This window comes from Rhizobium sp. WSM1328 (genome assembly GCF_057653715.1).
Genome location: NZ_CM172788.1, coordinates 2,166,064 through 2,179,580 on the forward strand (window position 1 = coordinate 2,166,064; position 13,517 = coordinate 2,179,580).

General features: G+C 62.7%; 7 protein-coding genes. 3 read left to right on the forward strand and 4 right to left on the reverse strand.

Annotated features, from left to right (window positions below; translation table 11 throughout):
- The first annotated feature begins 292 nt into the window (after positions 1-292).
- On the forward strand, positions 293-7,288 hold the full coding sequence (locus AC2444_RS11085) for an apolipoprotein A-IV repeat region-like domain-containing protein (RefSeq protein WP_012757672.1): 6,996 nt from the start codon (positions 293-295) through the stop codon (positions 7,286-7,288).
- Positions 7,289-7,379: 91 nt separating this feature from the next.
- Complete coding sequence (locus AC2444_RS11090; protein WP_012757673.1) at positions 7,380-7,940, forward strand: cysteine hydrolase family protein; 561 nt, start codon at positions 7,380-7,382, stop codon at positions 7,938-7,940.
- A 55-nt stretch (positions 7,941-7,995) separates the two neighbouring features.
- Here AC2444_RS11090 and AC2444_RS11095 read toward each other — a convergent pair whose 3' ends face one another.
- Positions 7,996-8,745, reverse strand: a complete 750-nt coding sequence (locus AC2444_RS11095) for an aminoacyl--tRNA ligase-related protein (RefSeq protein WP_017994234.1) — start codon at positions 8,743-8,745, stop codon at positions 7,996-7,998.
- 370 nt (positions 8,746-9,115) lie between these two features.
- On the opposite strand from AC2444_RS11095, the gene AC2444_RS11100 reads away from it, so the two are divergent.
- Positions 9,116-9,991, forward strand: coding sequence for a D-alanyl-D-alanine carboxypeptidase family protein (locus AC2444_RS11100; RefSeq protein ID WP_017994235.1), 876 nt, complete (start codon positions 9,116-9,118; stop codon positions 9,989-9,991).
- A gap of 112 nt (positions 9,992-10,103) precedes the next feature.
- Here AC2444_RS11100 and AC2444_RS11105 read toward each other — a convergent pair whose 3' ends face one another.
- The 3 genes from AC2444_RS11105 to AC2444_RS11115 form a co-directional block, all read right to left on the reverse strand.
- Positions 10,104-11,357 (reverse strand): sensor domain-containing diguanylate cyclase, encoded by a 1,254-nt coding sequence (locus AC2444_RS11105; RefSeq protein ID WP_012757676.1) that lies wholly within the window; start codon positions 11,355-11,357, stop codon positions 10,104-10,106.
- A gap of 147 nt (positions 11,358-11,504) precedes the next feature.
- Complete coding sequence (locus AC2444_RS11110) at positions 11,505-12,116, reverse strand: ABC-type transport auxiliary lipoprotein family protein (RefSeq protein WP_012757677.1); 612 nt, start codon at positions 12,114-12,116, stop codon at positions 11,505-11,507.
- A gap of 24 nt (positions 12,117-12,140) precedes the next feature.
- Positions 12,141-13,511 carry an MlaD family protein gene (locus AC2444_RS11115; protein WP_012757678.1) on the reverse strand — a complete coding sequence of 457 codons (1,371 nt, stop codon included), beginning with the start codon at positions 13,509-13,511 and terminating at the stop codon, positions 12,141-12,143.
- Positions 13,512-13,517 lie beyond the last annotated feature (6 nt).

Here is a 13,517-nt window from a genome sequence, read left to right on the forward strand (position 1 = left end):
TAACAAAGGGTTAACGCGCCATGAATCTCAAGCCTTCATTAATTGTGTGAAGAGCCCAGATGTGTCACTACGATACTGGTGGAGCGGGTTTGTGGTACGCGCCTTTGCCGAGCGAGTGGATAATGGTAGTGTTTTGATACCTTCCGTTTGAAAAAGCGGCTATCTACTCTGAAATGACATGCTTATCCGTCCTTCGTTGGGATGGAAGGCTGGAACGGCAAAGTTGTTCCCGGGTGAGGCGGAAGCCCAGGAAGCGCTGTCGGACTGGCTGACAGTAACGAGGCATAACCGAATGGCGAACAACAAATATAACGAGTCAATTGAGGACAAGGCGTTCAAGGCATTGGACGAGGCGCTCCAGATCGACTTTAGCAAGGATAACGTACCGTCTCGCCGCGGCGACGCGCCCCAGGCCCCGGAGGCTAATGTGTCTGATCCAGTAAATGCGCGTAACCAGCAGGCCCAGGAAGAAGCGCAGCGCCGCAGCCGCCGCGGTGCCGCCGGCGAGCAGACTTCCAGGGCTCCGGCCTTCGCCCCCGCCAACGATGCCAGCCGCAATACGCCCGCCTCGATCCTGAAATCCTTTGACGGCGCCTCCAGCCGCTCGGCGGTGCGCACCGCCACGCTGTTTTCCGTGCTTTGGGTCATGGCCGGCCTCGGCCTGATGTCGCTGCTTTATGCTCCGCAGATCTGGCAGATTCGTTCGCTCGCCGATCTCGTCGCCCTGCCCGGCGTCATCGCCGGCCTCGTCGGCATCATCATTCCCGTGATGATGTTCTATGCCTTTGCCATCATGATCTCCCGCGCCCAGGACATGCGCAACGCCGCCCGTTCCATGGCAGAGGTGGCATTGCGCCTGGCAGAGCCGGAAACCATCGCCTCCGAGCGCATCATGACCGTCGGCCAGGCCGTGCGCCGTGAGGTCTCGGCCATGAATGAAGGCATCGAGCGCACCATCGCGCGTGCCTCCGAGCTGGAAACGCTCGTCCATTCCGAAGTCAATGCGCTTGAACGTTCTTACGCCGACAACGAGTTGCGCGTTCGCGGTCTCGTCCACGAACTCGGCTCCGAGCGCGAGGCGATCGTCAACCATGCCGACCGTATCCGCACCTCGATCGGCAGCGTGCACGACCAGTTGAAGGAAGAGCTGTCGCTTGCGACCGAAGAGATCGCGGTGCGGCTTGCCACATCTGGCGAAGCCTTCGCCTCGCTGATCGATACACGCGCCGCCACGATCCTGGAAAAGTCGGACAGCGCCCTGCAGTCGATGGGCAGCCTGCTCGCTGCCAAGACCGATACCCTGCTGCAGACCCTGAACGCATCGGGTTTTGCGCTGGCCACCGAATTCGACAACCGCCTCGAAGCCCTCTCCGTCAATCTCAACGACCATGGCGAAAGGCTGCTCAGCCAGTTCGAGACGCGCGCCTCGACCATGGACAGCAGCACCGAAAAGCTGAATGCGGCGCTGAATGAGCGCACGCACCAGCTCAACGAGATCCTGATCGCCCGCACCCGCGAGATCAATGAGAGCCTGACGTCAGGCGAACGCACCATCGGCGGCACGCTTGACGACGTGTTGTCGAAGCTGAACAGCGCGCTCGATGAAAAGGGCGCAAGCTTCCGCCAGAGCCTGCAGACCACCGCCGACGATGCCGTCATGGATCTCGACGTGCGCTCCGGCTTCTTCGAGGAGCGGCTGCAGACGACCGTCGCCCAGCTGTCGACCGCCTTCGACGAACGCGTCTCCGAATTCACCAGCGCCTTCGACAAGCGCACCGGCTCGCTCGACACCAAGCTGATGGAGAGCCTCGCTCGTATCAACGAGACGCTGACCGGCGGCTCGGATTCGATCGACGGCATCCTGAATTCCGGTATCGACCGCCTTGGTTCGTCGATATCAGACCAGTCGCTGGCGCTCGCCACCGCCCTCGCCACCGGCCACGAAGTCCTGGAAAGCACGCTCGGCAGCCGCGCGGACGAAATCACCACAGCCCTCACCAGCCGCACCGGCGAACTGACCTCGGCGCTGCAGAGCGCTACGTCTGACATCGCGCTGACGCTCGCATCGGGCACCTCCGAGCTGCAGAACAACCTTCAGACACGCTCGGCCGAATTCCGCGACGCGCTGCGCACCACCACCACCGATCTGACGACTGCCGTTGCCGCTGGCACCGAACAGGTCACCTCTGCCTTCGGCGGTCGCGCCGAGGAGCTGAGCGGCGTGCTTACCGCCCGTGCGGCCGAAATCAGCGAGGCGCTCGGCACGGCCCACGGCCGTATCGACAGCGTCATGGCAGAGCGCGGCGGCGCATTGCTCGAGGCGCTCACCACCCATCACGGCCGCTTCGAGGAAGCGCTGACGACCCGCTCCGACGCCATCATCAATGCCGTCTCCGGCACCCATGACCGTCTTGCCGAGACGCTCGACGAAAAGGCGATGGCGCTCGCCATTTCCTTGAACGAGAGCCAGGCTCGCATCGAGGACACGCTCGAGACCCGCTCCGAGGCCTTCCTCAACGCCGTGTCCGGCACGCATGATCGCCTGTCGGAAACGCTGGACAGCAAGGCGGCGGCCCTTACGACCTCGCTCGACGAGCGCCATGCCCGCATCGAGGATGCGCTTGGAACGCGCGCCGAGGCACTGCTGAACACTGTATCCGGCACGCGCGACCGTCTTGCCGAAACGCTCGACGAAAAGGCGATGGCGCTCGCCATTTCCTTGAACGAGGGCCAGGCCCGTATCGAGGATACGCTGGAAACCCGCTCCGCGGCGCTGCTGAACGCCGTCTCCGGCACCCATGATCGTCTCTCGGAGACTCTGGACGGCAAGGCGGCAGCTTTTGCCACCTCGCTCAGCGAAGGCCATGCCCGGATCGAGAATACGCTCGAAACCCGCTCCGCAGCGCTGCTGAACGCCGTCTCCAGCACCCATGATCGCCTCTCCGAGACGCTGGACGAAAAGGCGATGGCCCTCGCCATCTCGCTCAACGAAACCCAGACGCGTATCGAAGACACGCTGGAAACCCGCTCGGCAGCCCTGCTGAATGCGGTCTCCGGCACCCATGACCGCCTGTCCGAGACGCTGGACGAGAAGGCGATGACGCTCGCCATCTCGCTCAATGAGAGCCAGTCGCGGATCGAAGACACGCTGGAAGCACGCTCTGAAGCCTTCCTCAAGGCCGTGTCCGGCACGCACGACCGACTCTCGGAAACGCTCGACGAAAAGGCGACGGCGATCGCCGCCTCCCTGAACGAGGGCCAGAGCCGCCTGCAGGACACCCTGGAGAGCCGCTCGGAATCCTTACTCAATGCGGTCTCCGCCACTCACGACCGCCTGTCCGAGACACTCGACGATCGGGCGATGGCGCTTGCCATTTCGCTGAACGAGAGCCAGAGCCGTCTTGAGGAGACGCTGACAACAGGCGCCGAGGCGATCACCAATGCGGTTTCCGGCACGCATGTCGGCCTGAACGGAGTGCTCGACCAGAAGGCCGCCGCCCTCGCCGCCTCGCTAACCGAAGGCCAGGCTCGCCTCGAGGAGGCCTTGGGCCACCGCACCGCCGCGATCATCGGCGCCGTAACGGCAACCCACGATCGGCTCACCGATACGCTCGATGAAAAGACCATGGCGCTCGCCATTTCGCTCGACGATAACCAGAGCCGCTTCGACAGTGTGCTCGAAGCCCGCAGCAACGCCATCATGGAGGCCGTCTCCGGTGCCGAAGCCCGAGTCGCCGGCGCCTTCTCCGACAAGACCGATGCAATCCGCACCGCCTATACTGACAATCAGCAGCGGCTCGAAAATGCGCTTTCCGAACATAGCGCCGCCCTCTCAGGCGTTCTCGATACCGGCGGCGCCCGCTTCGAGGATCTCGTCGGCGGCTTGACCGGCCGCATCGAAGGCCGTCTGACCGATGCACATACACGGCTCGGAGGCCTCGCCGACGAGGCCGCAGCGCGCATCGAGGGCGGGCTCGCCTCTGCCCATGAGCGCATCCGCACGACGCTCGAAGACCGCGCCAACGCCATCGACCTATCGCTGAACCAGGCCCATGCGCTGATCAGCGATACGCTGGCCGAACAGGCGACCAGCATCGGCACCTCGGTGGCGACAAGCGTCGGCATGCTCGAATTGTCACTGGAGCACCGTGAAGCGGCGATCCGCCAGGCGATCGATGCCGGCGCCCAGACATTGGAAGATCGCATGCATGCCGGCGCCGGCCAGATCGCCGGTCGCTTCCAGGAGGCGGCACGTGCGATTTCGAGCTCCACCCAGGATTTGTCCACCCATCTCGATCGGTCGGTCGAAAGCCTGACGGGCCGTTTTGAAGAAACCGGATCGCGTGTGGAAGCCGGCCTTGCGGCGATCGAGACCCGCATCCGCGACGGCGTCGGCGGCGTTGCCGAAAAGGTCGAAGCGGCCAGCGGCCAACTGTCCGGCGTGCTTGCCGACGGCGTCTCCCGTATCGGCGCGCTCAGCAACGACGCCACACAGCGCATCTCGGCGACGCTCGAAGGCAGTGCCGCAAACCTCACTCAGGCGATCGACAGCCGCACCGCCAATCTGGCCGAGACGCTGGACAGCCGCACCACCAGCCTGACCGGCGCCATCGATGGCCGCACCGCGAGCCTCGCCGAAACGCTCGACCGCGGCAATGAACGCATCGAGGAACGCCTCTCCACCATGGACCGTGCGTTGACTGTCGGCCTCGATGCCGTCAATCGCACCATCGAAGGCAAGGCCGCCGGTCTCGCCTCGACGCTGCGCAGCGCAGTTGCCGACGCGGCCCAGGGAATGGAAGGCGAAGCGACGAGAACCACCGAACTGCTTGGCAAGACCGGCCAGCAATTCGCCGAGGATCTCAATGTGAAAAGCGACGAATTCACCCGCACCATGGATGAGCGCTCGTCACAGATCGTCACCCGCGTCGCCGAAGCTCAGAATCGGCTGGCAAGCCAGGCCGCTGCCGTTGCCCAGACCTTCTCGGAAGCCGGTAACGCCATCGTCAACAAGGTCGCCGAGGCCGAGACCATCGTCGGCACGCAGGTCAATGCCATCTCCAAGGTGCTGTCGGATGCCGGCCAGTCTCTGGAGACACGCGGCAATGCCATCCGCTCGACCCTGTCGGGCGCCGGCACCGAGATTTCCGCCACCATGGCGGATGTCGATCGCTCGCTGGAAGCACGCAGCAGCGCCATTCGCACCAACCTTGAAGAGCGTGCCCGCGAGATCGATACGACGTTCTCCGAAATCGACCGGGCGCTCGAAGCGCGCGGCAACTCGATCCGCTCGACGCTCGAGGAGCGCACCCGCGACCTCAACTCGATGCTATCAGGCCGTTCGGTCGAATTGACGCGCATCCTCGACGAAACGGCCCGCCCGATCATCGACCGCTACACCGATGCCGGCGAGCAGGCCGCCGCCCGCATCACCGCCGCGGCGAACCTCAGCGCCGACCGCCTGCGCGCCGAAAACGAAGCGCTCGCCAGCGCCGTTGCCGCCCGCACCGAGAATGTCGCCAATGCCGTCAGCGCCATCGAGAACAGCCTGGTCGGCAACGTCAACGGCCTCGTCGAGCGCATGTCGGAAAGCAGCGCGGCGATGGCGATGATGATGAACCGCGCCGCCGAGCAACTGACCAGCGTCGACGGTCGTCTCGGCGATACCACCACGCGCTTTGCCGACTCCGCCACCAAGGCCGCTGAAATGGTCTCCGCCTCGACCAGGCTTCTCGAAGGCAAGGTCGACCGCCTCTCCGACATTTCGGGCCAGACGCTGGCACAGGTCGGCGGCATCATCGGCCGCTTCGACGAACACTCCAAGGTTCTGACCCAGGCTTCGCAGCTTCTCGGCGCCGCCCAGTCCAACCTCGCCTCGACGCTCGAGGAACGCGAGAGCGCGCTGCAGACGCTCTCGGTCGGCCTCGTCTCGCGCTCGGCCGAGATCGAAAAGACCATGCAAGGCCTCGGCAGCATGATCGAGACCGTGTTCGAGCGGGCAGAGCAACGCTCCAACCAGGTTACCGGCAATTTGCGCCAGGGCGTGCAGTCCTCCTTCGCCGATATCGGCCGCATTCTCACCGAAACCGAGAAGCGTGCCCAGGAAGCGGCAGAGACGATGCGCGAGGCGATCACCCGCGCCGGCGACGAGGCCAATACGACGATCGACGGCACCTTCGCCAATGTCGAGCGCCGCTCCGGCGATCTCTCCAATCGCATTCGCGGCGGTCTCACCGCCTCGCTGTCGGAAGTCGATCGCATGCTCGGCGAAGCTGGCCGCGCCTCAGACGGCGCCGCCCAGCACATGCGGGAAGCGCTGCGCGAGGCGATCGATGATGCCGTCGGCCGCTTCTCCGGCGCCACCGAGGATATCCGTCGCTCTGCGGCCGACATCCGCAACGAGCTTGACGCCACCCGCGCCGAACTGAAGCGCGGCGCCTTCGATCTTCCCGAGGAAGCCAAGGAAAGCGCCTCGGCCATGCGCCGGGCCGTCGCCGAGCAGATCAAGGCGCTGCAGGATATCTCCCAGCTGGTCGGCCGCTCCAGCCAGCAGCTCGAGATCTCCGAGCCCGTCGCCCGCACACTCGCTCAGGTGCAGCCGGCCCCGCGTCCTGCCCAGCCGGTCGCAGCCCAGCCGCCGCAGCCGGCAGCACCGCCGCCGATCGAAGCGACAGGTCTGCGCGGAGCGATCGCACCGTCTGCGCCGGCTGCCGCCCCCCAGCGCGCCGCGCCGCAGCCTGCCCCCGCTCGCCAGGAAACAGGCCGCCCGGAAACAGGTCGCCAAGAGCCGGCTCGTCCGGAAAGCGGCGGCTGGATCAGCGATCTCCTGCGTGGCGCATCGCGTGAGGACGCCGCCGACGAGGCCGCGGCCGCCCGTGTTCCTGCCCGCCCGGCGGAAACTGCCGCGCCGGCCGCGCGCAGCAACGACAGCCGCAATCCGCGCCACGTCGTCGAATCGCTGAACTCGCTCTCGGTCGATATCGCCCGCGCCATCGATCACGACGCCTCGGTCGATCTCTGGCGCCGTTACCAGCGCGGCGAGCGCGACGTCTTCACCCGCCGCCTCTACACGCTGAAGGGCCAGCAGACCTTCGACGAGATCAAGCGCAAATACGACCGCGAACCGGAGTTCCGCACCGCCGTCGACCGCTACATCGGTGATTTCGAAAAGCTGCTCGCCGACGTCGCCCGCACCGACCCGAACCGGACGGTGACGCAGTCCTACCTCACCTCGGACACGGGCAAGGTCTACACCATGCTCGCTCATGCCGCAGGCAGGCTCGGCTGAACTCGCTGATCTGAACTGGAATTACCCGGGAAAGCCGCTTGAACATGTGTCAGGCGGCTTTCGCCATCCAGCCACGGAAACTTCGCCCGAAATGACCAAAGCCCTCGTGATCATCGACGTCCAGAATGCCATCCTCTCCGGCAAAGCCTCGCCAGAGCGGCAGCCCCAAGTCGATGCCGCACTCGACCAGACCGTCGCACGGCTGGCCGCGCTACAGGAAAAAGCTCGGCAGGCGGGCGCGCCGATCGTACTCGTTCAGCATGACGGCGACAGCGGCCATCGATTGGCTGTCGGCACGCCAGGTTGGGCGCTACGCGACGAGATCGCGCCGAGGCAGGCCGAGGTCGTTGTGCGCAAGAAAAGCGCCGACTCCTTCTTCGAGACCGATCTTGGAGAACGCCTGGGCGAACGATCGGTCACTCACCTCGTCGTGGGTGGATGCATGTCCCAATTCTGCGTCGACACGACAGTCAGGCGAGCCGTGTCGCTCGGATATGATGTGACGTTGATTGCCGATGGTCACACGACCAGCGACACGGCGACCTTAGCCTTCTCCGAGATCATTGCCCATCACAATGAAACACTCGATGGTTTCGATGCGGGCAAGGCGACGGTAGAAATCCGCCCCGCTGCCGAGATCGACTTTTCCTAAATTTTCGGACCACATGGGAACCCGGGACCGTTTGGCGGCCCCGGGTTCCGATATCTCACCGATCGGCCGCTATATTCCAGTTGTAGACGCACCGATCGAGGCCGATGGCGATCTCAAGCACCAGCACGTCGTGGTCGACGGCCGCTCCCTTCCTCGGCTGCGACCGGTAGCGCTGCGGAAAATCCGTGCGTCGGGAGATCGAGCAGACCTCCATCCATTTGTCGCCATTGTCGACCTCGATATCGACAGTCACCTCCGAATAGGCCGGCAGCCGGTCGGAGGGCACGATCCGGGTCGGCAGATGGATCAGCGATGCGATCATCCGGCGGACCGGCTCGAGGCAGGCGGCGTGATAGTCGTTGCCGCTGTCGGCCGTGAAGGCGCATTGGAATTCGAGCTGCCAGAATTCCTTCAGCCGCATGTGTTTGGTCGGCTGCTCCTGCTCGCGACGATAGGATCTGCCGGCCTGCCAGACGCAGAGCGGCAACCATGTCTTCGAATGATTGCCGAGAATATGCTGCATGTAGATGTAGGTCGACGGCGTGGTCTCCGGTCTCAGCACCAGCGCGGTCTCGCTGGTGGAGAGCTGTTCCTGGACCCAGATATCGGCGTTCGAATAGGCGCTTGAAACCAGCGACCGCGGCATCAACGCCGGCGCCTCGACCCTCCTGACATCCCAGGCTGGATTGACGGATCTGAGGAAGCTGCGGACCTCTTGCGAGAAGAAGCCGATCATATGATCGCGCAGCTGGATCTCGCGCTCCTCCCAATGGACGAGCGAATTGACATGATAAATATTGAGCACGGTGCCTGTCTCCCTGGCAACCTTGATTGACGTGGTGAGGGGCTTTACGTCCAGCAGCGCGCCGGACGCGGAGCGCCCTGACGTCACAGCAGGACGCGAAGACCTCGCCCGCCAAGAGCGCGCACGATCGCGACCTGCAGGCAGGTGCTGATATGACGAGAGAAAGACGCGCGCTTCATGCTCATGGCGAGTTTTCTACGAGCCGTGCGCATCATTGTCAAAACCGAAGAGGGTGAGACAAAAGGAATCAGCTGTGGATGACCCTTTTTTATTGCCCCCTGTCCTTCATTCCGTCACAAACTTTTCTGATCCGCTCACATTAAAGCGAATAGCTCACTCCACCATCCAAACGATCGAGACAGCAACATTGATGACCAAGACGACATCCCGGCTCCTTGCCACCGCGCTCTCCTCCGTTTTCCTGATGGGCGCCTTCACTCTGGCCCAGGCAGGTCAGGCAAGCTTCGTCGTTGATGTGCAGTCCGGTCAGGTCCTCGAAGGCTCCAATCAGGACGATCTGAACTATCCGGCGTCGCTGACCAAGATGATGACGCTCTATCTCGCCTTCGAGGCCCTGCATGACGGACGTCTCAACTGGGACCAGAAGCTCACCATGTCGGAAAATGCCGAGAGCAAGGAGCCCTTCAAGCTTGCTGTCGGTGCCGGCCGCAAGGTGACGCTGCGCGAAGCGGTCGAAGGAATTGTCGTGCTCTCCGCCAATGATGCGGCTGTGGCGATCGCAGAACAGCTTGGCGGCTCTGAACAGGTTTTCGCCAAGGCAATGACCGACAAGGCACACCAGCTCGGCATGAAGGATACGGTCTTCAAGAATCCGTCGGGGCTTCCCGATCCGGAGCAGGTCACCACGGCGCGTGATATGGCGACGCTCGGCGTTTCGCTGATGCGGGACTTCCCCGAGGAGTTCAAGCTCTTCTCTATGCGCGGCTTCCAGTTCCGCGGCATGAAGCTGCGCGGCCACAACAACCTCATGTATCGCTATGACGGCGTCGACGGCATCAAGACCGGCTACACCGATGCATCGGGCTACAATGTCGTGACATCGGCATTGAAGGATGGCCGCCGCGTGGTCGGCGTCGTCATGGGCGAAAAGACCGCGAGCATACGCGACGACAAGATGGCAAGCCTGCTGGACAGTACTCTGCAGTCGTCATCGACCGCCACAGCTTCCACGACACCGGTCAGCCAGCCAGGCGCGACGATGACGGATTCGCAGCCGACGAAGTAGATCGACCAGCGGAGACCTGCCGAAAGGTCGCTAGCGCGTCGGCCCGATGCGTAGATTCAAAGAGTGAGAGCGTCCTTTATACGTCCGAAAAGACGCACGGCGCTCTGACGGGTTATCTGAAGGCCACTTCCAGATGCTGCCGGTCTTGCGCGATCACCTTGCAATTCGTTTCGAATCCTTCGCCTTTGATGGCCAGGACGAATTCCGAAGGAATGCCTGATGTATTGGAGACTGAAATGCCGGCGCTCTCCGATCCAATGGATTTGACGGTGCAGTCGATGGTCGAGCGTCGATCGTTAAACAGGATCGAACCCGCCTTCAGCACCCGCCGTCGAGCCCCAATGGCGTGATCGGCGTGGATCGAACTCCACGACACGCAACGATTCCGTCCGCCATGCTTGGCCTGATACATCGCCCCATCCGCTTGAGCCAGCAGGGTCTCGATCTCCTTGCTGACAATCGAGAGTGCAGAAGTTCCGAAGCTGGCTGTGACGGTCAGGGCGCCATGATCGCCGCGTATGATGTGAGAAGCGACGGCGGCTCTGAGTTTCTCGGCGACCGCGGCAGCACCCTCCCGATCGACATGCGGCAGGATGACGGCAAATTCCTCCCCGCCAAGACGGCCGAACAGATCGCCGGCTCGAAGGGTCGTCTTGCAGGTCGATGCGACCGCCTTGAGGACCTCATCTCCGGCCGCATGCCCATGCGTATCGTTCACCTTCTTGAAATGGTCGATATCGAAGACGATACACGATAGGTCGTGCTTGTGCCGCAAAGCGAGCGAAATGAGCTGATCTGCCTCCTGCTTGAAGGCGCGCCGCGTCATCGCCTCGGTGAGGCTGTCGATCGCGGCCGACTGCATGAGCTCGATGCGGTCCATAGCAGCCCCCGCCAGCTCCTCGAGAATGCTGAGATCTCTGTTGCCGAACGATCTTGGCCTGCGGTCGATCGCGCATACCGTTCCGATCATGTGCCCGGCTTTTGTTCTCAACGGCACGCCGGCATAAAAACGGATATGGTTCTCGCCCGTCACCGCAGGATGTTGTGAAAACCGCGAATCCTTGGTGGCGTCTTGCACGACAATAGGCTTTTCACAGTCCACGACATAGCGGCAGAACGTGTCTTCGCGCGACACCTCGTCGCCCGCGAGGCCGGAGCAAGCCTTATACCATTGCCGATGCGCATCGATCAGCGACACGATGCCGATGTCGATGGAAAAGATCTCCTTTATCAGGCGTACGATCCGCTCGAAGCCCTCGTCCCTCGGAGTGTCGAGGATATCGAGCTGCTGCAACACAGCCAGGCGATCATTTTCGCGTTGGATCGCCTCCAATGACGATTTCCCGAAGACCCGTGCAACCACCATGCAACATTCCTCCTGAAAGGGACTGCATGATGCGTTCCATAAATTCATGAAGAAATTGAATACGATGACGGCCCGCATACCATGGGGTTAAATATTTTTCAGAATCGACAACCCCTGATATTCAAGGGGCGGTCTGGGAATTCCAGTTCAGATTGAGCGCAGCGTCCAGGTGACGATTTCGGAGGCAACCGTGGAGAAGGCGCGGTCGAGGCCTTTGACGAAGCCGTCATTGTCGCCGCCGGCCGGCGCCATGGCGCGGAACACCTTCTGAGCGCGCACCGAGCCGTTGCGATCGTTGAGGATCTTGGCGGAGATCTCGACCACCGCCTGGTTGCCGCGCGAAGCATCGATCTCGAAGGAGCGGATATCGGTGACGATCTGGTAGTCGATCGCCAGCCCCTGCCCCGGCATGCCGACGCCGCCGAGCTTGCCCGAGTTCTCGAAAGCTTCCACCAGCTTCGACTGCACTATGCGCGGCAGCTTGTCGCCCCACTGCGCCTTTGAGAGATACTGGATTTCCGAAGGCGAAACACGGATGACGATCTGCTCGCTGTCGAGCGACCTTAGCGCCGTCGGGCTGGCGATCAGGATCTGGCGGGATTTGGCCGCGGGTCCGCTGCCATCGACGGCGGCGGGCAGGTCATAGGTGTCGTTCTTGGCCGCGGTGCCGCACCCCGAAAGGATCAGCGCCGTCAGCGGCAGCGCGATCACCGTTCCCCTGATCCAAGAACGGCGCGACAACAGATGCGATGCGACCATATTAGGCTACCCCTGACTTCCCAGTTAACGCCGCGTCCGGCCGTCATATTGCTTCACCGTGTCCCCGCCGAAGATCAGGCGTTGCGGATTGCGGTCGAAGTTGGTGATCGTATCGTTCAGATTGCTCACGGTCCCGCGCATGTCGTTGACGAGAGTCTGCACGTCGCGCAAGCCGCCGCTCGAGAATTTCTGCAGATTGTCGGCGATCGGCCCGATCCGCGAATTGAGATTGTCGGCGACCTTCTTGAAGGATTCCAGCGTGTCGCGCGCTTCAGTGAACAGCGATTGCGTATTGTCGGTGCCGAGCAGCGCATCGACCTTGATGAGAATGCCGTCGATGCGGGTCGAGGCCGAATTCAGCTTGTTGGAAAGCTGCGACACGTCCTGGATCGTCTGGTCGATATCTTTCTGACGCGCCGAAACCGTGTTGGCGACCTCGCGGATCGAGGCGACGGCGGCGCGCGCATCCTTGGTCGCCTGCGAGATATCGTCGACAGAGCCCTTCACCTTCGCCGGGTCGATCTGGGCAACGAGCGTATCGACGCGGTCGAGTGTCGCCTGCGCCTGCTTGCCGAAATCATTGAAGGTGGTGGCCGTCTGGTCGAACTTCTGGATCGCGCCCTTGAGGTCGCCTGAGGCATCGGCGACATTGGCGGTAATCTTCTCGGCATTGGAGACGATGTTATCGATCTTCTGCGCATCGACTGCCTTGACCAGCGACTCGACGGCTTGAAGCGTCGAATCGACACGGCTGGAGACCGCCTTCACCGTATTGGAGAGCTCACCCACGCTCTGCAGGAAGGCGTCAATATTGCCGGAATTCTTGGCAAGCGCATCCGAAAACGTCTCGGCATTCTTGAAAGTCTCGGTCAACGGCCCGCGCGAATCTTCGATGAATCCCTGAAGCTCGCCGACCGCGTCGTTGGCGCGATCGAGGATCTTGTCGGCGGTCGCCAGAAGATTGGTGACGCTCGACTGGTCGGCAACGATGACGGCGCGTTTGCCGTTATCGATCGCATGCTGGAGGATGCTTTCCTCGCCCTTGCGGCCGCCCGAGAGTTCGATATAGGCAGCCCCGGTCAAACCCTGGATTTCAAGGGCGGCCTTGGTCGAGGGGTAGATCGGCGCATCGGTGCGCACCTGGGTGAAGGCCAGCGAATATTGCGGATCGTCGGCATCGATCGACAGCGTTTGCACCGAGCCGATCTGGATGCCGTTGAAGCGCACCGGCGAGCCGACGCTGAGGCCGTTGGCCGAGCCCGGAATACGCACGATCAGTTCCGTCATCGGGCCGCCGCGGCCATATTCGGCCATCCAGTAGACGAAGCCGAAGGCAGCCGCGATCACCAGCACCGTGAAAAAACCGACAATCGTGTAATTGGCTTTGGTTTCCATCTTATC